Here is a 19,254-nt window from a genome sequence, read left to right on the forward strand (position 1 = left end):
GAGCCCTCTTGTGGGTGATATGTCGAATTCGCGTGTGTGAAATGACGATCGGTTTGTGGGTGATATGTCGAACGAATGTGGGTGAAATGACGATCGGGCTTGTGCCCGAGGGTGAAATGACGAAGATCAGGCGGGGCGTGGGTGATATGACGATTCGCACAGCCCGTGGGTGATATGACGATTCGCACAGCCCGTGGGTGATATGACGATTCGCACAGCCCGTGGGTGATATGTCGAAACATCCCAGTTGTGGGTGAAATGACGAAATACCTGCATTGCTGTGTGTGATATGTCGAATCGAGCCTCGGTGTGGGTGAAATGACGAACTCACCCGGCTTGTGGGTGATATGTCGAAGTCCCGGCTGTGGGTGATATGTCGAAGCCTACCGCAGAGCGTGTGTGAAATGACGAAACCGGGCGAGTGTGGGTGATATGTCGAAGACCGCTCAAGGTGTGGGTGAAATGACGAAGTCTGGGCGCCGACGGACGGCTGTGGGTGATATGACGATTCCGCGAGCCCGTGGGTGAAATGACGAAAGGATTGGACCGTGGGTGAAATGACGAAGAGCGAGACCCAGGCGGGCGAGGCTTCAGGGCGCTCCCCGCGCCTTCCTGATCGCCACGGCAACGAGTTGTTCGTTGCGGACGTGTTTGACGGTTTGCCCAAGGGTGACATGGCGTCCATGGAGTTTCCCGTCTTCTCGTTGTCCACGAAGCCTGACCGCGAGATCCGCCGGTTCGATTTTCCCGATGGTCATTTTGTGGAGATCACTCCGTCAGCCAAGGGCCTCGCAACCGTCTATGACCGCGATATTCTGATCTATGTCATGAGCCAGCTGGTCGCCGCCAAGAACGCGGATAAGCCGATCGCCAAGACAATCAGGTTCGTCGCTCATGATCTGCTCCGGTTCAGCAACCGGGTGTCGTCTGGAGAGGGCTATACCGGCTTGAAGCAGGCGCTCGAGCGTTTGCGCGGAACAACGATCTCAACGAACGTGAAAACGGGCGGTGAAGAGACCTTCGAGGTGTTCGGGCTGATAGACAAGGCCAAGGTCGTTTCGGAAACGCGCGACGGGCGGATGAAAGAGGTCGAGGTCACCTTGTCCGACTGGTCGTTCAGGACCATCGAATCCTTTCAGGTCCTGACCTACAATCCCGAGTATTTTCGGTTGCGGAAGCCGCTCGAGCGTCGCCTTTACGACATCGCACGCAAGATGTGCGGGGAGAAGAAGACCTTTCGCATTGGTCTTGAGAAGCTGAAGGATCGCTGTGGTTCGAGATCCACGCCTCGCGAATTCAAGCGCTTGGTCAAGGCGATCGCAGACGATGATGCGGCCCATGCGCATATTCCCGATTACGGGATCCGGCTCGGGGATGATGAGATCGTCGAGTTTACGAGGAGGAAGACGGAAGTCGAATCCTTGCCTCCGGCGTCCCCTTCCCCCGTCCCTGCTCCTGTCCCTGCTCCTGTGCTCCAGTTCGACGTCTCGTCTATCAAGCTGAAGCCGGGGACCTACGACGAAGTGCGCGAGGCAGCGCCAGGGTGGGACAAATATTATCTAGAACAGATGTGGCGCAGCTGGATGGATCAAGGCGTGTCAGAACCCCCGCGGAATCCAGATGCGGCGTTTCTCGGTTTTTGCAGGAAGCATTTTGCCCGCAATGGTGCGCCAAAATAGGCCACCCGGCGCGGGCGCCCCTGCCCTAAAAGCTGATTTCGCCGCGCTCGAGTGCCTTCTCGAGCGCCTCGATAGCCTTCTCGAATACCTCCCCAACGACGGGGCGCGGATCGTATCGATCAACGATGGCATAGAACCTGTCGAAGTGGTCGGGAGTCACGCGCGTGCTGAACGCCTTATTCCGGTTCGTTCGCTTGCGCCGGTCTGGTGTGGGCGCCGTGGAAGCAGCTGCCGGCGCGGGCGCGGTTTGTGGTGCTGGTGCCGGGCCCCCTTCCCTGCTGATGAAGCCTTGTTCTCTTGCGGACGTTTCAGCGGCCTCCCGGCGCAGGGCCAGTTCCTCGGGGGAACGCTTTGCCGAAGCCAGACCAACATTGTGGTCTGCTCCAAAAGGAATTGTGCGCCGACCGCTCATGCTGCCACCTCTTGAGCCGTTGAAATTTCGCGGAGAGTTTCGAGCACTTCGTTGGTGAACCGCTCTGCGTTATCGACGGCTTTGGCGATGTTGCTAACCTCTTTAGGATCAAGATCCCGCAGCGTGCCGCCATAGTCCAGGATATCGCGATATGCTGCCCGCTCGACGATCGAAGTCGCGAACACCTTGATCCCGGCGTTTGCGAGTTGCTCCTGCACGTTTCGCAAGGATCGTGAGGCCACGGCCGCGCTCGTCCTGGTCAGCAGGACCCGATTGTGAACCGGGCGCCGCAGCACTCGTTCTTGTGATCGAATGATCGATGTGATTGCCGCACCGCCGCGAGCATCCATCGAAGATCCCTGGAGGGGGAGTATTACGAGGTCGGCCATGCCGATCGCGTATGCCCCAAGTTGGCTCGCAGTACCCTCGTTGTCGACGATAACGATGTCGTGCGCCTCGGAGCATTGGTCGATCATGTCGACGATATTTGTCTCCGTTACTTCGGAGTAAATGGTGATGTCTTTGAGCGGCCGAATGGATGCCCAGTCCGTGATCCAGCGCAGCGGGTCAGCGTCTATGATCCCGACGTTTACGCCTTGATGGGCCAGCTCTGATGCCAGGATCAGCGCCGACGTGGTTTTACCCGACCCACCTTTGGGATTGGCGAACACTATAACTGCCATTTGACCACCCACCGTAGCTGTAGCGATTGCGATGCGCTGGCGCCTTCAAAGCGGAGCCTCAACGCTGACGTTCCGTTGCGTTACCGTAGGTGGTGAGCAGTGTCAACGCCGCGAAAGCGGAGCGACAGCTATGCGCCTACGTCCCGCAAGCGGTGCGCAAGCGGTGCGCCTGCGCGGCGTTGGCGCACGCTCTATGTAGACGTTGCGTATTCAAAGTGTAGGCTTAAGCAAACAGCCGCATACATATGTCAGCATGTGCAAACGATGGGAGGCGGAGTTCGTCGTTTCGTTGTGGATCAAACGTCCAGCAGGCGTGCGGCGCCTAGGTGGTGAACATAGAGGGAGATGATCAGGAGGATCACCGGCGTACCCGAAAGGTAGCGGACCTGGAACCTCAGCCAAATTCGCGGGATGAGCAACAAGCGGTCCTGAGTGGTCGAGTTCGGGGGCACCCAGGAGCGCGTGTAGAGATCTCCCATCAGGGCCACGATCGCGAGGACGACGCACAGGGCGCAGCATACGCCAGTGGCGGTGTAGAGGTCGATCCAGGCATTCAAGGCATCTTGTTTGATCACGGCAGCATAATGAACAGGTGGAGTTAATTTCGGGTTATTCCAGACAACGCTTAGAGATTGACCTCGGCTCCAACCGGAGGCTAAATGGGCACTCCGATATCCATACCAGGCACTCGCTCAACCTAGAGTGAGCGATGACGCACTGGAAATCCATCTTTTTAGCTGCGGCTTTGGCCGCTCCCATGGGCGCGTCTGCGCAACAGGCAAGGACAGTGTCGTTTGGCGCTGCTCCACCTAGCGACTTTCTGGTCCAGCAGATTGGTTCATTGTCCGAGCGCCCGACCGGCGTTGAGATCGATATGATCGCGGCAATGAACGGGGTGGTGGCGCCATCCAAGACTTCCGATCCAGCGGGGAAAATAGAGCCAGAGCCGGCCGTTGCTCCCGCGGCCGCGCCCGCATTCGAACCATCAAGGATCTTTCGGGTTGCGCCGCAGTGGCTGAAGTCGGGGAGGGGGGTTTTCGCCTCGTTCGGACAGCCTTTTATCGGTCCAGCGGTTCCGATCGCAATGCCCGCAACATTCGAAGTCGGCAACTGCCAGGTGCCGTATCGACCGACGGGGTTCCTTCCGGCCGATACCGAGATGCGTCGCGCGCGCTATTACCCCTTGATGGCTGTTGCCGCATGTGAGGCGGGTGTGCCGGTCAGGTTGTTCGACGCGATGATAATCCAGGAGTCGCGCTACAATCCGTTTGCGATTTCGCGTGCCGGCGCGATGGGTCTGACCCAACTGATGCCAGGGACGGCTCGCCAGCTGGGGGTCATGAACCCGTTCGATGCCGCCGCGAACTTGAGGGGAGGGGCAAGGTATCTCGCCTCTCATTTAGGCAAGTTCGGCGATCCGACGCTGGCCTTGGCTGCATACAATGCCGGACCTGGCCGCATCGAGCAGTATGGCGGGATCCCTCCGTTTGCCGAAACCAGAAACTATGTCCGAGAGATCGCGCGAAATGTGACTGCGCTCGTTTCCGGTCCTCGGCCGCCAATCATTCAGCTGGCAAGTGCCACACCGGCTCCGCTCGCGGCCAATTTGTCGTTTGCGCGCAAGGCGTCGATCCTGAAGTTCACGGAATGATTGCCTTGCAGCCCTCGAGGAAGTTCACTTCTGGCGTGCATGAGCTGGTCCTGGCGCTGCTTGCTCTTGGCGCGGCGTGCGGTTGCGTTTTGGGCGTGTTCTTCTTCGCGCGACTTGGGTGGCTTGGCTGGGGTGCCGGCTTTGCGATGGGCTCGTTTTGCGTGAGCTGCTGGATGCTTCTTGCGTGGTATCTGTTCCATCTTGGCGTGCATCTGCGTGCAGCGGGCAAGCCCCGGGTCGAGATTGTTGACGGTGGACGGCTTCATTTTGGTCGGCTCGCGCCAGGGTTGTGGTTAGCCCCTGATGACGTGGTTGTCTGGCAAAGTGCCGCACGGCGACAGCTGTTTATGCTTTTTCGTGATCCGACAATGGCTCGCGGGGTCAGGTCTTGGGCCATGACTTGGCCGCGGCGCGACTGTCTCGTCCTTACGATCCATGATCTTACTCCAGAGGAAATGGATCTGGTTTTGCGGTGGGGCGCGAGGAGACACTGGTGATTTTGCATCAGTTTGTTGCCCCTTTGGGTCGGGGGCCGGCCTGTCGTCGTCCGAAAATCGTGTGGCCGAGATTAAGATCGTCGGCGCGGGCTCTGCTGACGAGCCCATTGAAGTAGGCCGCTGGGGTCTTGATGATGTGCCCGTCAGCGAGATGCTGCGCGGTTATCATCAGGCATAGTGCTGTCGCTGGCGCGCCGAGTATTCGTGTGGCTCGCCAGCATAGCTGAGGATTGATCTGCAGGATGTTGCCGAGAAGGGCTATGTCATCCGCCGTGGGAGATCTCGCGATCTGTGTCAAACCCGCGATCGCCGGGAAAAGCGTCTCCGCCTCTGTCCATTCGAACCCGCTGCGCTGGATGCCGAAGCGGTCTGTTTCATCATTGAGGCTGCTAGGTTCGACCCTGCGCGATGCTGGGAGTGGGTCACCCCCATTTCCGCTACGTCCTTCTGCCGAGCCGTTACGAACAGATTCGGGTTTCGTTTCGTTGTATGTGGGGTGGTCAGGCGCGTCCACTTTACTGGACAATTTCGCGACAAGGTCAGTGTCTAGGGCGGCTAGTGTGGACTGAATTTCGAAGAGAAGGTTCGTTGCTTCCGCGAGCGCCGATCGCAGCGCCTCGACCGAGTGACCTCTTGCGCTGTCGCGCATCGCCGCCAACTCCGCAATCTTTGTACGATGTTCGGCCAGCGCGTCCGGGGCCTCCTCCGGAATTAGGTTCCGCGCCGATCGCAGTACCGCGGTGATTTGCTTGGGAAGGGTAACGAAGAGGAGGCGCAGCTGTTTGTCGCGCTCGACGAGATCCTCCAGTTCTTCAACTAGGACGACAAGGGGCGCGAGGGCCCATCCTGACGCGTCGACCATGCCATCGAGGTGTCGTCTACCGTAATAGCGGTGGCCGTTTCCCTTAAGCTGGTGCGGGATGATTAGGCCCCACGCTGCCAGATCGCGGAGTTCTCGCCTGACGTTCGTGATCCCCAAGTGTGTTTCGAGGGTGGCATTGGAAGCGCCGATCACTGGTCCGGACCTGGACTGCCAGTCGCCCCTATGCCCGCACAGCGCGGCTAAGCCCTCGAGTCTGCGCCAGCGGGTTGGGCTGAGGGGATGAAGGCACGTTCCATGGCGCGCCAGGTAGTGGAGGCTTGCCATTACCCGCGAGTAGGCGTCTCTCGGTCTCGGCCCGGAGCTCATGGTCGTCGCAATCAAGGCGGACCATTGCGCCGCTTCAGCGGGACTGGAAATCCGTTCCGTTAGCATGTGCGGCGTGAGGAAGGGGAGGGGGGGTTGATGGGCGAGGATGTCGCCGATCGAACGGCCTGAATCGTGTTCTCGTGGACTTCTGTTTTCCATGGTGCCGATCTCTTCGAGAGACAGCAGCCGGCGTTCCGGAAAGCGCATTTCCGGTTGACCAGGCTGCCTCGAACTGCCATGAAGTGGGAGCTAGATCACAACATCGCAGTCCTGAGGAAGCCCCGCGCCAACGGGGCTTTTTCTTTGTCTTGCTCTGGTGTCGGGAGCGTTTCGGAGACGCATAAAGCCAATGCCGAAATCGGCATTTTTATTGACTGTGGTGCGGGAGGTTCCTAATCTCGGTGAAAGGCTACCGATCTTACCGCCGCCAAGCGGTAGGAACACCAGAAGGGTCCGCTCCTAGTGAGCGGGCTTTTTTGTTTGCATAGCAATCCTTTGTTGGCCGGAAACGGCCCGGCCCTTTGCCGGGCTCGGAAACGAGGTTGCTATGACGGGGCTGCAGATAACATCGTGACGTTTGGGCCCAAGGCCGCTGACAGGTGCTCTTGCTGCCACGCATGGCAAAAAGGCCGCGGAGTCCTCCGGGCCTTTGGCGTGAATCGGAATCTGGGTGTCGTGGGTGCGACTATGAAGCGTGTTGCGCGGTCCGACCTGGTCTATCATCCGTCAAGTCAGCCAATTTCGCAGATCGGGCGCTGGTGTTGCCGTTGGAGCGTGAGGTTGACGCGGTCGACAATGTGTTCCGCGAATTTGTTCAACTGGCAGGGATCCAGCGGGAGGTAGACGTCGTTGGTGCGGGCACTGATGCGTTGCCGCGTGCATTCGACCATGATGGACATCAGATTGGACATTGAGACGACCTCAGGGATGTCCCAGAAATCGGGCTGCTTGAAGAGGCCAAGCACAACAGTCACGTGAAACGGATCGAGGCCGATGGTTTCGCAGAGTGCGCGCTTCTCAGTTTCGGTGAGCTTGCGGCCGCCCCGCAGGATACGGTTCAGCACGAGGAGGCTGACGCCCATTTTCTTGGCGATGTCTGCCTTCTGAAGGCGACCTTCCTCGATGCGCTGGCGGCAGATGGTGAGGAAGCCCTCGTCGGACGTGAGCTCTATGACGTTTGATTTGTCGAATATGTCATTCGTCATGACGTCCTCCCTGTCCCGCGCAAGCTTGTTTAGCGGCAGCGGCGGCACGAAAAACCGTTAAGCGCCGAGTAACACAAGGCTAGTGGCATCGCGTAGCGGCGTCAAGGGAGAGCACGTTTTTGCGTTCTCGAAAAATCGAGAATGGCGGAAAACCGCCATTCCGGAGTTTTTCGAAAACACCGTCATTTAAGCAGTGCTTATAAACCGTGGCCAGGCGATCGGCACCTAAGTACCCAGAATATGGGGACTCTGCCCGGAACGTAGGCGGAACACCCGCGGAAATCCGGCGAAAATGCCAGAATCGCGCAAACTAAGGGGTGTTCCGGGTACGTATTCTGGCCCTGTCACGGCCTCCGCTGCGCGTGATTCCTTGTCTAAAGGGGGGCTGTTGAGCTATCGACCCTGCAATGGTCGCTCGCAGGCGAACGGGTGCTTGCGTGTGAATAGAGAGTTTTGGAGTTCTATAGCATGGTCCAGATGACCGACTTGATGTCGAAGTTCGACGGTATTTATGAACAGCGCGTGGCTCTAGCCGAAGCCGTCGAACACGATCCTTTCGGGTTGGTAATGGAGGAAGTGCTTTCCCCCACAGAAGCCATCTGTGACGGTCAGCATACAATTTTGCTCGGCACCTACAATTACATGGGAATGACCTTTGATCCGGCCGTTTTGGAAGCTGGGAAGCGGGCGTTTGATGAGTTTGGTTCGGGAACCACTGGAAGTCGGCTCCTCAATGGCACCTATGCCGGTCACGTCGATGCGGAGAACGCTTTGCGCGAGTTCTACGACATGAAGGGCGCAATGGTTTTTTCGACTGGGTATCAGGCGAACTTGGGTATCATCAGCACGCTCGTGGATAAGGATGAGTATATTCTTCTCGATCGCGACAGCCATGCGAGCATCTGGGATGGGTGCAAGATGTCGAGAGGCGAGGCCGTCAATTTCAAGCACAATGATATCGGTGCGCTCGAGGCGCGGTTGAAGCGCCTTCCGAAAGACGCGGGCAAGCTGGTCGTTCTTGAAGGCGTTTATTCCATGTTCGGGGATGTTGGGCATCTCAGGGAGATGGTTCCTCTCGCGAAGGAATATGGAGCGATGGTCCTGGTCGACGAGGCTCATTCGATGGGCTTCATTGGGCCAAATGGGCGTGGGGTCGCAGAGGACCAGGGCGTGATCGATCAAGTCGATTTCATTATCGGCACGTTTTCGAAATCTGTCGGAACCGTTGGCGGGTTCTGCGTCTCGAACCATGAGCATTTCGACATTATGCGTCAGGTCTGCCGGCCATACATCTTCACCGCCAGCCTGCCCCCGAGTGTCGTCGCGACGGCTGCGGCGAGCATTCGGCAGCTAATGAAGGCCGGGGAGAAGCGCGAACGGCTCTGGCAGAATTCCATCAAGCTGCACGAGGGACTTCGCGCGCGCGGGTTTGAACTGGCAACGGACAAGCCTGAGTCGGCTATCGTCGCTCTGGTCATGCGAGACATGGAGCATGGGGTGCGTCTGTGGGAAGCCCTCCTTGACGCGGGAATCTACGTCAATCTTGCTCGCCCGCCGGCTACTCCGGAAGGAATGACCTTGCTTCGGTGTTCCTTGTGCGCCGAACATACCTCCGAGCAGGTCGAGATCGTTCTCGATCGTTTCGCGGCGGCAAAGGCTGCGATCGAGGCCTGAGTTTGCCGGATATGGGTCGGGAGGTTTTGTGGAGTTTCGTGATGCACGCGAGGAAGACCTCCCGGCCATATTGGAAACGCTTACGGATGCGTTCAGCGAAGACCCGTTCCTGACATGGTTCGTCAGGGGAGGGGCCCGAGCTCGGGATGGGCTGCGAGACTTTTTTGCCTTCATGGTCGCAGGTGAGCCCCGGCAGGCGCAATGGTTTGAGGTTAGCCAGAATTGCGAGGCTGTGGCTTTGTGGGTCCGCTGGGCCCACGTGGATCCTCTGAAACCGGTCTATTCGGACTCCGAAAAACTTGCACGAGCCGTCAACTTCGCGGGCTTCTTACGTCTCAACAATGCCTCGACGGCAGACAAGATCGTGAGGTCGGCTAAGTCCGACGTTATGATGAGAACCGGAACGAAGGACGTCGCCTATCTTCGGTTTCTGGCTTGTCGCCGGAAGTTTCAGGGCAAAGGATTCGGAACAGGTGTGTTGGCGCAAGGCCTGGCGCGTTGCCGCGAACTAGGGCTTCCAGCGTACTTGGAAACGGCCACTGCGCGGAACGAGCAGATGTATCGCCGGCGTGAATTTGAGGTTGAGAAGCGTTACCGCTTTGGCCAGGGCGAACACATCCGGGTGATGGTATATCGCCCCTGATGAGTGCGCTCGCATGATCGCGGCGGGATGAAGAACAGGGGCGGGCACCTTGGCGCCCGCCCCTGCTATTACCAGCGGAGCGCGACGGAGGCCCCAAAGGTCCGCGGGCGATTGAAATATCCTGAGATCGAGCCGGGCTGGGCAGGGGAGTCGATCACACCGATTAGGTGGCGCGAATTTGTAAGGTTTCGCACCCATGCCGAGATCTCGATCCGCGATCGAGCGATGAACGATAGCGCGGCGTCAATTTGGTCTACTTTGCGAGCGTATGCTTGCGCAGCCGCAATGGCCGGTTCGTAACTGATGACGGACTGGGTGATCGGGTCGCGCAGCGTCTCTGCGGGGAGGCCGTCCATGATCCTGGTTCGTCCTTCGTGGTGCCATGAGGTGCGCAGCTTGAGCGCATTGCCGTTCGAGAGGGGATGCTCGTACTCGCCCGCGATGGTGAGGCTTAAAGGCGCGATGTTGGCAGGTTTGGTCCCGGTTAGATCTCCGACTGACGAATCAGGAAAGTGATCGTATTTCGGATTGTACCAGGCCAGCGCGCCTGAGACGGTCATATGCGGAAGGGGGCGAAGCGTGATATCGCCTTCGATACCCCAGTTGCTCTGCTTTCCGGCGTTTTGCAAAAAGAAGCCGGTGCCCGTAAAAATCACGGTCTGAAAGTCCCGTACCGTCTCTTTGAACAAGGACACGTTGAGCGCGGCATTCCTCCAGCGGCCTTTCAGTCCGATTTCGTAGAGGGTGGACGTTTCAGGGGCGCTGTATCGGCTGCCGTATGCAGATGTTGAGATCGGGATGCCGGCGACGGCTATCGTCGCTGGTGGGGCTAGGTTGGCTGCGACCAGGGCAGGCGCATCGGCAAGCGAGGGCCGGCTGTCACGTGAGAGGTTGATCGAGCTGGGTTTGAAACCCGTACTGGCATTGACGTAACCGGTGAGGGCCGACGTGAATTGGTACGCAGCACGGGCTGTCCAGGTCAGGTGAGTATTTGCCGTGCGGCCGTTTTCCACCGCGTTCGGGACCTCCGGCGTTGACGGCAGTAGCTGGAGAGGTGCCAGCGCAACCAGTCCAAGGCCAACGTCCTCCGGGAAACCGGCGTTGATTGCGCCGTTGGCGATGGCCGGCAGATCTAGGCTCGAAAAGACATCGGTCGAGCTGATCTGGACACGGTAGTGTTTAGTGTCCCTCGTGACGTTGAGACCGCCTGTTATTGTCAGGTGGTTGGTCGCCTTGAAATTTGCTTGGATGAAGCCAGAATAGGAGTCGTTTTGCAATCCGTACCGCTGCAGTTGGGCCTGTCCCTCTCCGAAGAACTGGCCGGTCAGGTCCGTTCCGGACAAGGCCGAGATCGCGCCCTCAACCTCTGCGAGTGAGGTCGGTACACCAAGTTGTGAAGATAAGCCTTGGATGAGTCCATCGGCATAGGGGCGCATCTGCGTACCCCAAGCCATCACATTTGATTGCCGGATACGCTCGTTGAAGATGTAGGCGCCAGCAAGGAAGTTGAACGGCCCCTGGAAGTCGGTGCTTACACGGAGCTCCTGTGTCAGAGTCCGGATACGCTGGCGCTGGCTATATTCAGTGAGGAGGTCAGCGCCCGTGAAGTCCGCATCCTGGTTGCTGTCACTCTGGATGGCTCGCCATGCGCTGATTGACGTGATGTGGAATGGCCCGGTCTGATAGTCGAGCTGTACCGACACTCCATGCGTCTTGATGTCGTTCGTTGGATCGAAGTTGCTGTAGAATCGATCTGAGAGCGCCTGTGCTTCGGTGTTCACAGCACCACCGATTGCATCGATGAGGTCGTTCGCTCCCGACCGTTGAAGGTTCACCACCGCGCAGCAGGACTCCTTGATGCGGTCGGCGTCTGCGATGATGCGAACCCGGAAGTCGGGAGCAGGCACCCACAAGACTTGCCCTTTTGCGGACCAGCGGTTGCGGTCATTCACCGATCGTCCAGTAGTTAGGTTGTGGGCGTAACCATCATCACGGTCATAGCTGCCAGACAACCGAACGGCCACGGTTTCGCTCAGGGGTCCGGTGACGGCACCTTTCAGCATTACCGCATTACGGTTTCCGTAGCTGGCCTCCACGTTGCCGCCGAGCGTGAACGCAGGTTCGTTCGTCCTGATCGAGATCACGCCTGCAGATGCGTTCTTGCCGAAAAGAGTCGTTTGGGGCCCGGCGATTACGTCGACCTGCGCAACGTCGACAAGGTCGGAAATCTGTGCAGCTGACCGCGATCGGTAAACACCGTCGACGAAGACACCCACTGAGGGCTCGATGCCCACGTTGTTATCGCCATTTCCGAAGCCCCGGATCAGGAAATTGGTCTGTGCGGATGACTGTTGCTGTTCGACCCTGAAGGAGGGCACCAGGTTCGTGATGTCGAAGAGATCGCGCACATGAGCTTGGCGCAATATGTCTTCAGAAACGGAAGCGATCGTCGCCGGGACGGCCGCGCTGCGTTCTGGTCGCTTGTTGGCCGTGACGACGATGTCCTCGGCCGTTCCTTCTGCAAGATCCGGTGCATCTCCGTTCGCAGCAGCCTCCGCCACAGATGGTGAGGAGAGGGCAAGCGCAGCGGCGCACAACGGTGCATAGCGATTCACGATTCTATCCTCTTCTGCCTTCGTTGGTCGGCGGACGCTTCGCTGTCCGCCGGGTAGTCCATTTTGGCTACGTCAGTCGTTATCGAGGAGTAGAGGGATCGACAATAGGATAAAGACAATCACTTCGCTGTGTGTCATCCTGGCTTCGGTTAACTCGTACAGCTTGTCGGAAATGTTGCTTATACCTTCACGATCTGTCGAATTTAGGTTGACTGTGAATGTAATCGGATCGTGGAGGCCATTAGTGTAGGCAGGTCGCCTGGCTGCGATTGTTCTGTAAAGCTCGACGAGTCCCGTCTTCCGCATTTCTGAGACGATTGGCAGCGCGAGACGGACGGCTTCAGAATAGGTTAAGTAGTGCCGCCGCAGCTTCGACAAGGTGAAAAGCGCCTCCAAGACCGCGTTGAATGCAGCCTCACTGAGCTTGATCGCGAATGTTGAGCGGCCGCCGGCCGCGGGCCGCCCCCTTTTCGGGCGTTTCTGGCTTGACTCTTCCCCTTTGCTGGACATTCCGCCGTTTCCGCTGCTAGTGACCCGATATGGTTCAGCAGCGTTCCTAGCTAAGCGGAGTCGCGTTTGAAAGGGCAGGGGGTCAGTGCCAAGTTCCGGTAATTTGGCGAGGCCGTCCGAGGTAAGCCAGGCAGCATCAATCTATCACCAGTGTCGTCGTGCAATCCTGAATTGGGAATGGATGCCGGGGGCGAGATTGCATGTGAGCGAATTGCAGCGGCGGTTCGGTTCAAAACCCGACATTGTGAAGGCGATATACCACCTTGAGGCTGAAGGGTATGTGTCTCAGTCCTCGCGCGGCAGATATACGATCACGCGCGTCGACGAAGTTGAGATCGCCAATCATTATCGATCTATCGACTTCGGCTACAGGGAAGCCCTGAATGCGATGATCGGGTTCATGAGGGATGAAACCATCAACCCGGACATCGTCGAAATGCTGGAAGAGGTCCTTCAGGGTGCTCTTGTGTCCAAAGAGTATGGAGTGCTGTCCCTGGATGACATTTTTACGGCGAAATATTATTACATCCTGATACTCGCCTCGGCTCGAAATTTCGAGCTGATGAATTATGTGCTCACGGTCGATAAGCTCCGGTACAGTAGGTGGATAGCCGAGGCGATTGACGAACAGACGCAGGGCGATCTGTTCCGCCTAAACTTTCAACTTCAGCGCAACATCGCAGAGCAGAGTGTCAGCGGTGCAACAGCGTTGATTACCTACATCTTTCAGGAATATCGCAGGCTGATCGGTATATACATTTCGGGCCAGCCCGAGAGCTCTGGTAGAGATAAGATTGACTACACGCTTGTGGGTGAGGCCAACCCCTCTGGCTATGAAATCCGGTCTTTGATCGATAGCGAGAACATTGCGCAGTTCATTGCGAAGGTCAGGCAACGCGTAGGAGCCGAATGGCCGCACGTTTTCGTGGATCGCTTGGTCTGAGTTATCGGTCAGCTGGCGACCCTGTGTCGCTGGGAGGCGGAGCTTAGCTCGGGTTAGGGCGTTTCACCGTGGCATTCTCGTTTTGCGGGTTTCGGGGTCAGCTGATCTGGCCTGTTGGCCGTCGCATTTAGGGCTCGCCTCGGGCCCGATCCAAAACCGGTCACGGATGGACCGATAACGGACCGACGTGGGTCCACCATCCGACCAACCAAGTCCGCCGCGCGATAGTCGCAAGACCGGAATCGGATCCGTATAGTTCAAGGATTAGACTGGGGCCGATCTCAGACGAGTTCGCAAAGTCACAGAACCAGTCCAATCTACGAGAATTGTTAAAAATCCCCTACTCCTACCGCTTGAAAAGCAGTCCAATTCTTCGTTCCCTGAGTAAGGCGCAATTCGCGTCGTTCACACTCAAGGAGAAGAGCATGAAGCTTGCTTCGATCAAGCAAAAGCTGGTCGCGAACGCCCCGGTCATCGCGGCCGCTGCCGTGATGGTCGTCGGCGGCGCCGAACTGGCCATGGCCGGCACGGATGCGACGTTCAACACCGCGCTGACCAAGTTCACGGACTTCCTCGAAGGTTCGGGCGGCAAGATCATCACCGTGCTTTCGCTCGCCGGCGGCGTGGTGGGTCTTGCCTCGGGTCGCTTCAGCCTGGGCCAGGTCGCGATCCCGGTCGGCGTCGGCGTGGGCGCCGGCACCGGCATTCCGATCGTCACCTCGACTGTTACCGCGACGGTCTGAGCCGTCGGGTCGCGGAGGGCTGTCGCTGTTCCTTGGCGGGAGTGGTGACAGCTCTACCGTGATGAAGACTAACATCGCGTTAAGAGGGCGGGAAGTTGGACGAATATAGCATTCCAAAACATCTCGATGACCCCGTTCTAATCGGGTTTTGGACCCTTGATGAATTCCTGATCATGCTTCTGCCCTTCGTCTGGGGCATCCTTAGTCAACACATCTTGTTCGGACTCTTTGGAGCCTGCGGGTGTTGGTATGGATATCGGAAACTCAAGGCCGGGCGCGGCATGAGCTGGGTAATTCACAAAGGGTACTGGCTTCTCCCCTCGCGATTTTTTGGCGTCCGTGGGCTTCCCCCCTCGCACGTAAGAAACATGGTGGGGTGAACGATGGACGTCAGTCGTGTTCAACAGCGGTCCAAGCGCCTTCTGATCCAGCGCAATACGGCAATGGTTGTGGGCGGCCTGCTCGGGGTCGGCCTGCTGGTTTCCGTCTTTGTCAATTCGGGGAAGGAACAGGAGATTATCCTGTCACCTGTGATCGAGAAGCAGGTGAGGATCTCCTCGCGTGAAGTGAGCCCAGAGTATCTCGAGGCAGTCACGCGCGACATGGCGTTGCTCGTTCTCAATCGTTCGCCGGACAATCTGGATTATTGGCGCCAGTCCATTCTGAAGATGGCCGATCCGAGCGCCTACGGAGCAATCAACACAGAGTTGGAGAAGGTGGTCAAGGCCCAGCGCGGGACCACGCTCTCCCAGTATTTCACCATGACAGACATGCACGTCGATCCCGAAACACTAGAATCGACCGTCTCGGGCCACGTGCACACGGTCATCGGTTCGAAGGAAGTCGGCGCGGAGTTTCGCCGGTTCCGGTTCGCTTGGGTGAACCACGGCATGTCCCTGAAGCTGGTTGCCTTCGGACAGATTGTCAAAGCTGAGGAGGGTGCGCAGCAATGAGCGGGATCGGCACCGGCGTGGTCGCCGGAGAGTTTAACATCGCAGGGCTCGTCGGCGGTTCGCTGGTGGGTCTCGCTTGCGTTTTGCGGCGTTGGCGCGGGGCCCACGGCATCGCTGCCGTAGTGGGCTTGGTTGGCCTGGGTATGACCGCGTCACCGGCATTGGCAGATCAGAATCTGCTCGTCTCGGACAACGGCACGGTCGAGTGCGTCGCATCCTCCAAGGATCTGACGCGGATCAGCCTGAAGGCCGACAAGTTCGCGAATGTCTCGAAGGTCGCAGCGGCCAGCGAAAATGAAGACTTTTCGGTCGTATTCGAACCGCTGCGCGGCGACATCTATCTGTCAGTCCCGGAGGGATATCCACGCAAGGCGCTGTCGTTCTTCGGAACCACGGTCAAAGGCTACGTCTACAAGTTCAGCTGCAACGTCCAGAGCCAGGGCGCGGAGCAGATCTTCGTCGCGAACGTCGACATGGAGAAGGCCGGTCAGAGCGAACAGGTCGCTGGGCTTTCGGATAAGGATCGCTCGATCGAGCTGATCCAGGCCATGTATCGTCAGGACGCGCTGCCCGGCTTTGAGATCCGATCGCAGGATCGTGCTCCTGTTCAGGTCGGAAGCCTGAAGGTCCAGCTGGTGTCCGAGTACGTTGGGCTAGAGCTTCGCGGTAAGCAGCTCCTGATCGAGAACGTGTCACGCAAGGCGGTGGACGTCACTGACGACACCGTGGCGTCGGAAGACGCGCTTGCCGTCAGCGTGACGTCTGCCCGCCTTGAGCCCGGTCAGAAGACCACAGCCTTCATTGTCTCGCCGGTCGGAGGGCACAAGTGATGAGTGAGAATGAACAGAAGGGTACTGGTCCGACGCAAGGTGCATCCTCTGCGGGCGGTGCTGCTGCGGCCGACCACGGCCAGGAACAGACCCATTTCAACGAAGGGAAGGGACGCGTCGAACGCGGAACGGGGAAGGATGACTTTTTCGATGCGCCGGAATTCGATGGAGCTCTCGCCGGCAACAACAACAAGACACTGATGAAGCAGCGCCTCGCGATCATGTGCGGGGCAGCAGTCTTTCTCGGCGCGGGTCTCTGGTACATCGCTGGCGACTCCCTCCAAGGCGACAAGAAGGTCGGCGGCGACAAGAAGGTCGCGATCACCATGACCGACGCCGTGGACCCGGCGAACGCTCAGAAGGAGTGGATGGCTCGTGCCGAGGTCGACCAGCAGCAGCTGAACGGCCGCCTGAATTCGCTTACGCAGCAGGAGCAGGAACTCAAGGCGCTGAAGGAACAACTGGCGAAAACCCAGACCGACAAGACGGCGATGGAGAGCGACGGAAAGCAGGTCTTCAACGCCTACGAGCAGGAGAACCAGCGCCTTCGCGCTGCGCTGGAAGCAGCGAAAGCGGGGCCTGTGCAGCCCGCGATGCCGGCGTACTCGCCGAGCAATCCGATATACAAGCCTGCGGCGGGTGCTCCGGGGCCAGGTGCAGGTCCCCAGGCAGCTGCGGCAATGGCGGCGGTTCGCAGCAATGAGATCAAGATGATTTCCTTCACCGACGGGAAGACTCTGCCCAATGCTACGCCCGTCGAGCCGGGGAAGACCGTCTACAGCGACAGCGCGAATTATCTGCCGCCAAACAGCATCGCCGCTGCTCGAGTGATAGTTGGAGTGGACGCTGTGGCAGGGGTAAAGTCGCAGACCGATCCGCTTCCGGTCGTTTTGCGCATCACAGGTCCGGCGCGGTCTGTTTACGCGGACGGTAAGCTCCTGAGAACGAACATCCAGGGCTGTCTGGTCAACGGGGCAGCGATCGGCGAACTGTCGTCGGAAAAAGTATACGTCAAGCTTCAACGGATGACGTGCCCGCAACCGGGTGGCCGTTATGCCGTGAGCGAAGTGAAGGGCTTCATATCCTTTGGGGGTAAGACCGGCGTCCGTGGCCGCGTTGTGAGCCGTGAGGGCAGTCTTGCGACGCAAGCATTCCTGGCCGGGATGATTGGCGGGTTCGGCCGAGGCTTTTCGGCAAATTCTAACTCTTTGCTGGCTGGTTCGACGTCTGTCTCGGTCAATGGATCGCGTCAGAAGCTTAGCCCCGGTGAGATCGTCGAGGGCGGTCTTGGCGAGGGCGTCGCGAAGTCGGGCGACATGGTCTCGAACTACCTGATCGAGCGGGCCGAGCAGTATCAGCCTGTCATCGAGATGCCGACCGGCATCGATGTCGAGATCGTGTTTCTCGACGGCGTTTTCATCCGGAACTGAGGGAATGTGCGATGCTGATTAAAGCCAGAGGATTGCTCGCCGGCGCCGGCGTCGTGGCGGTGGCTGCTTGGGGGACCATCGCGTTCGCCCAGTTGCTGTCGAAAGACGCAGTGATGCAGAAGCTCAAGGAACGGATGCCGAAGACGGAGATCACCAGCGTCGACTGCGACGCGCTTGGCTCCTTCTGCGAGGTCGTCGCAGGCAACTCGGTCTTCTATACCGATTCGAACGGTCGTTATCTGATCGTCGGTCGGGTCTATGACCTGCAGGAGCGGCGCGACCTTACCGCGGCGAAGCTCCTCGAGCTCAATCCGTCCGCGCTCCTGGGCGGTGCTGCGCGCGCGTCAAGTGATGAAGGGGATACGCCGTCCGCGCCTCCCGCAGCGCGGGGCGTCGAGCGGCAGGCGAGTGCGCCTGCGGCTCGGTCCACGCGGGTCGATGTCAGCCACCTTTCGGAAAAGGGCGCTATCCGGTGGGGTTCCGGCAATCGTGAAGTTACCATCTTCACCGACTTCCGGTGCGGCTACTGCAAGCTCTTGGTCCGCAACCTCGAGGCGATGAACGTCAGGGTCATTGAGCGGCCTATCTCCGTCCTTGGCACAAGGATGCTGAGCGAGGCCGTCATCTGCTCCAACGATCGGCGCAAGGCGATGAGAGCCGCTTACGCGGGCGAGGAGCTCCCGGCCCACGCCGGCTGTGACACCTCAGGTCTCAACGAGAACGAGAGGTTCGCCACTCAGCATGGTTTCACGGGAACGCCGGTGGTCGTCCGCGCAGATGGTGCCGTCAGCATGGGTTACCGCGACCGCCAGACCCTCGAGCAGTGGCTGAACGGAGGTGCATGATGGGACGCGGCTATAAACCCAATTTCATCATCGTCGGTCAGAAGAAGCGCCGCAGTTTCGCTGTGGTCGGTGCAGCCGGCCTCGCTGGGCTTGCGATCCTCAACGGCTGCACGACACTGGGCGGTAATGTCCGCGGGTCCTTCCAGTGTCGTGCGGGGACCGGCGTCTGTGCGCCGGCGACCCTGATCGACGACCAGGCGCTCGCCAAGATCGACGGCACTGCGCAGGAAACGCAAACGCAGCCGGCAGGCCCTTACTATCGGCCAAGTGGCGAGCCTGCATTAATCTCGGCGTCGGCTGACGGTGTCCCGCCGTCGGCAACCCGTGAAATCCGCATCGTCTTCCCCGAGTATGTGGATCGGTGGGGCAGGTTGCATGAGCGGACTGCCGTGCGGGCCCTCGTCGCTGTTGCTGAATATGACCGGGCGGCCGTCGCACGCGGGATCTCGCCGGCTGCGGCGAGTGACCTTTCGATGCGCAATCCGCCACGACAGGCGCTTGAAGATGTTGCCGAGGCTGCTCCTGCACGCAGCCAGATTACCGGCCTAGCTGTCAACGCCGCCACCCCTCCAGGACCGGTTCCGACGGCTACCGTAGCAACGCCTGCCGCTGATCCTATCGCGTCAATCCGGAAGCAGGTGGAGCAGCAGATAGGGATGGCCCCGAAGCCCGCTCCAACGCCGGCTCGCTCTGCCACTTCGCCCACCAAGCAGGACATCCGCGCCACCACCTTTTCGCCGGGAGAATAACCT

General features: G+C 59.0%; 20 protein-coding genes. 13 read left to right on the plus strand and 7 right to left on the minus strand.

Going from position 1 to position 19,254, the window contains the following annotated elements:
* The first annotated feature begins 557 nt into the window (after positions 1-557).
* On the plus strand, positions 558-1,679 hold the full coding sequence (locus tag SKA58_RS00005; RefSeq protein ID WP_009820267.1) for a replication initiator protein A: 1,122 nt from the start codon (positions 558-560) through the stop codon (positions 1,677-1,679).
* Positions 1,680-1,704: 25 nt separating this feature from the next.
* On the opposite strand, the gene SKA58_RS19705 is transcribed toward SKA58_RS00005, so the two are convergent.
* The 3 genes from SKA58_RS19705 to SKA58_RS00015 form a co-directional block, all read right to left on the minus strand.
* Positions 1,705-2,091: a hypothetical protein gene (locus SKA58_RS19705; protein WP_156784104.1), complete on the minus strand. Its 387-nt coding sequence runs from the start codon at positions 2,089-2,091 to the stop codon at positions 1,705-1,707.
* Positions 2,088-2,774: a ParA family protein gene (locus SKA58_RS00010; RefSeq protein ID WP_009820269.1), complete on the minus strand. Its 687-nt coding sequence runs from the start codon at positions 2,772-2,774 to the stop codon at positions 2,088-2,090. Before SKA58_RS00010 ends, SKA58_RS19705 begins: the two co-directional genes overlap by 4 nt.
* A gap of 296 nt (positions 2,775-3,070) precedes the next feature.
* A complete protein-coding gene (locus SKA58_RS00015; RefSeq protein WP_009820270.1) occupies positions 3,071-3,349 on the minus strand; it encodes a hypothetical protein in 279 nt (92 codons plus the stop codon).
* 134 nt (positions 3,350-3,483) lie between these two features.
* On the opposite strand from SKA58_RS00015, the gene SKA58_RS19060 reads away from it, so the two are divergent.
* Positions 3,484-4,425 carry a lytic transglycosylase domain-containing protein gene (locus SKA58_RS19060; RefSeq protein WP_009820271.1) on the plus strand — a complete coding sequence of 314 codons (942 nt, stop codon included), beginning with the start codon at positions 3,484-3,486 and terminating at the stop codon, positions 4,423-4,425.
* Positions 4,426-4,460: 35 nt separating this feature from the next.
* Positions 4,461-4,922, plus strand: a complete 462-nt coding sequence (locus SKA58_RS20165) for a hypothetical protein (protein WP_232209338.1) — start codon at positions 4,461-4,463, stop codon at positions 4,920-4,922.
* A 7-nt stretch (positions 4,923-4,929) separates the two neighbouring features.
* Here the strand turns inward: SKA58_RS20165 and SKA58_RS00030 are convergent, their stop codons facing one another.
* Both SKA58_RS00030 and SKA58_RS00035 read right to left on the minus strand, forming a co-directional pair.
* On the minus strand, positions 4,930-6,318 hold the full coding sequence (locus SKA58_RS00030; RefSeq protein ID WP_009820273.1) for a helix-turn-helix domain-containing protein: 1,389 nt from the start codon (positions 6,316-6,318) through the stop codon (positions 4,930-4,932).
* Positions 6,319-6,842: 524 nt separating this feature from the next.
* Entirely contained in the window at positions 6,843-7,316 is a 474-nt protein-coding gene (locus SKA58_RS00035) for a helix-turn-helix domain-containing protein (protein ID WP_156784105.1), read from the minus strand.
* A gap of 477 nt (positions 7,317-7,793) precedes the next feature.
* Here SKA58_RS00035 and spt point away from each other — a divergent pair, with 477 nt between their 5' ends.
* Both spt and SKA58_RS00045 read left to right on the plus strand, forming a co-directional pair.
* Positions 7,794-8,990: a serine palmitoyltransferase gene (gene spt / locus SKA58_RS00040; RefSeq protein ID WP_037541899.1), complete on the plus strand. Its 1,197-nt coding sequence runs from the start codon at positions 7,794-7,796 to the stop codon at positions 8,988-8,990.
* 28 nt (positions 8,991-9,018) lie between these two features.
* On the plus strand, positions 9,019-9,633 hold the full coding sequence (locus tag SKA58_RS00045; protein ID WP_009820276.1) for a GNAT family N-acetyltransferase: 615 nt from the start codon (positions 9,019-9,021) through the stop codon (positions 9,631-9,633).
* A gap of 68 nt (positions 9,634-9,701) precedes the next feature.
* On the opposite strand, the gene SKA58_RS00050 is transcribed toward SKA58_RS00045, so the two are convergent.
* Together SKA58_RS00050 and SKA58_RS00055 are read right to left on the minus strand one after the other, a co-directional pair.
* Complete coding sequence (locus SKA58_RS00050) at positions 9,702-12,248, minus strand: TonB-dependent receptor (RefSeq protein WP_037541886.1); 2,547 nt, start codon at positions 12,246-12,248, stop codon at positions 9,702-9,704.
* A 72-nt stretch (positions 12,249-12,320) separates the two neighbouring features.
* On the minus strand, positions 12,321-12,758 hold the full coding sequence (locus SKA58_RS00055; protein WP_009820278.1) for a hypothetical protein: 438 nt from the start codon (positions 12,756-12,758) through the stop codon (positions 12,321-12,323).
* A gap of 202 nt (positions 12,759-12,960) precedes the next feature.
* On the opposite strand from SKA58_RS00055, the gene SKA58_RS00060 reads away from it, so the two are divergent.
* The 8 genes from SKA58_RS00060 (at position 12,961) to SKA58_RS19065 (ending at position 19,251) form a co-directional block, all read left to right on the plus strand.
* Positions 12,961-13,701 carry a hypothetical protein gene (locus SKA58_RS00060; RefSeq protein ID WP_037541888.1) on the plus strand — a complete coding sequence of 247 codons (741 nt, stop codon included), beginning with the start codon at positions 12,961-12,963 and terminating at the stop codon, positions 13,699-13,701.
* Between the two features lie 425 nt (positions 13,702-14,126).
* Complete coding sequence (locus SKA58_RS00065) at positions 14,127-14,444, plus strand: hypothetical protein (RefSeq protein WP_009820280.1); 318 nt, start codon at positions 14,127-14,129, stop codon at positions 14,442-14,444.
* 95 nt (positions 14,445-14,539) lie between these two features.
* Positions 14,540-14,824, plus strand: coding sequence for a type IV conjugative transfer system protein TraL (gene traL / locus SKA58_RS19255; RefSeq protein ID WP_009820281.1), 285 nt, complete (start codon positions 14,540-14,542; stop codon positions 14,822-14,824).
* Positions 14,825-14,827: 3 nt separating this feature from the next.
* Positions 14,828-15,397: a TraE/TraK family type IV conjugative transfer system protein gene (locus tag SKA58_RS00070; RefSeq protein WP_009820282.1), complete on the plus strand. Its 570-nt coding sequence runs from the start codon at positions 14,828-14,830 to the stop codon at positions 15,395-15,397.
* Positions 15,394-16,227, plus strand: coding sequence for a type-F conjugative transfer system secretin TraK (locus SKA58_RS00075; RefSeq protein ID WP_009820283.1), 834 nt, complete (start codon positions 15,394-15,396; stop codon positions 16,225-16,227). Before SKA58_RS00070 ends, SKA58_RS00075 begins: the two co-directional genes overlap by 4 nt.
* Positions 16,227-17,657, plus strand: a complete 1,431-nt coding sequence (locus tag SKA58_RS00080; RefSeq protein WP_009820284.1) for a TraB/VirB10 family protein — start codon at positions 16,227-16,229, stop codon at positions 17,655-17,657. The genes SKA58_RS00075 and SKA58_RS00080 overlap by 1 nt, the downstream gene beginning before the upstream one ends.
* Positions 17,658-17,668: 11 nt before the next feature.
* Positions 17,669-18,502 (plus strand): DsbC family protein, encoded by an 834-nt coding sequence (locus SKA58_RS00085; RefSeq protein WP_009820285.1) that lies wholly within the window; start codon positions 17,669-17,671, stop codon positions 18,500-18,502.
* On the plus strand, positions 18,499-19,251 hold the full coding sequence (locus tag SKA58_RS19065) for a hypothetical protein (protein ID WP_009820286.1): 753 nt from the start codon (positions 18,499-18,501) through the stop codon (positions 19,249-19,251). Before SKA58_RS00085 ends, SKA58_RS19065 begins: the two co-directional genes overlap by 4 nt.
* The last annotated feature ends 3 nt before the right edge of the window (positions 19,252-19,254 follow it).

Origin of the sequence: Sphingomonas sp. SKA58 (assembly GCF_000153545.1) — a bacterium.
Lineage (GTDB): Bacteria > Pseudomonadota > Alphaproteobacteria > Sphingomonadales > Sphingomonadaceae > Sphingobium > Sphingobium soli.

Bases quoted from the DNA above. Each gene is read 5' to 3' on its own strand.
- SKA58_RS00085 (WP_009820285.1), top strand. From the start codon at position 17,669: ATGCTGATTAAAGCCAGAGGATTGCTCGCCGGCGCCGGCGTCGTGGCG.
- SKA58_RS19705 (WP_156784104.1), bottom strand. From the start codon at position 2,091: ATGAGCGGTCGGCGCACAATTCCTTTTGGAGCAGACCACAATGTTGGT.
- SKA58_RS00010 (WP_009820269.1), bottom strand. From the start codon at position 2,774: ATGGCAGTTATAGTGTTCGCCAATCCCAAAGGTGGGTCGGGTAAAACC.
- SKA58_RS00035 (WP_156784105.1), bottom strand. From the start codon at position 7,316: ATGACGAATGACATATTCGACAAATCAAACGTCATAGAGCTCACGTCC.
- SKA58_RS00070 (WP_009820282.1), top strand. From the start codon at position 14,828: ATGGACGTCAGTCGTGTTCAACAGCGGTCCAAGCGCCTTCTGATCCAG.
- SKA58_RS00030 (WP_009820273.1), bottom strand. From the start codon at position 6,318: ATGCGCTTTCCGGAACGCCGGCTGCTGTCTCTCGAAGAGATCGGCACC.
- SKA58_RS00075 (WP_009820283.1), top strand. From the start codon at position 15,394: ATGAGCGGGATCGGCACCGGCGTGGTCGCCGGAGAGTTTAACATCGCA.
- spt (WP_037541899.1), top strand. From the start codon at position 7,794: ATGACCGACTTGATGTCGAAGTTCGACGGTATTTATGAACAGCGCGTG.
- SKA58_RS19065 (WP_009820286.1), top strand. From the start codon at position 18,499: ATGATGGGACGCGGCTATAAACCCAATTTCATCATCGTCGGTCAGAAG.
- SKA58_RS00065 (WP_009820280.1), top strand. From the start codon at position 14,127: ATGAAGCTTGCTTCGATCAAGCAAAAGCTGGTCGCGAACGCCCCGGTC.
- SKA58_RS00005 (WP_009820267.1), top strand. From the start codon at position 558: ATGACGAAGAGCGAGACCCAGGCGGGCGAGGCTTCAGGGCGCTCCCCG.
- SKA58_RS00055 (WP_009820278.1), bottom strand. From the start codon at position 12,758: ATGTCCAGCAAAGGGGAAGAGTCAAGCCAGAAACGCCCGAAAAGGGGG.
- SKA58_RS00080 (WP_009820284.1), top strand. From the start codon at position 16,227: ATGAGTGAGAATGAACAGAAGGGTACTGGTCCGACGCAAGGTGCATCC.
- SKA58_RS19060 (WP_009820271.1), top strand. From the start codon at position 3,484: ATGACGCACTGGAAATCCATCTTTTTAGCTGCGGCTTTGGCCGCTCCC.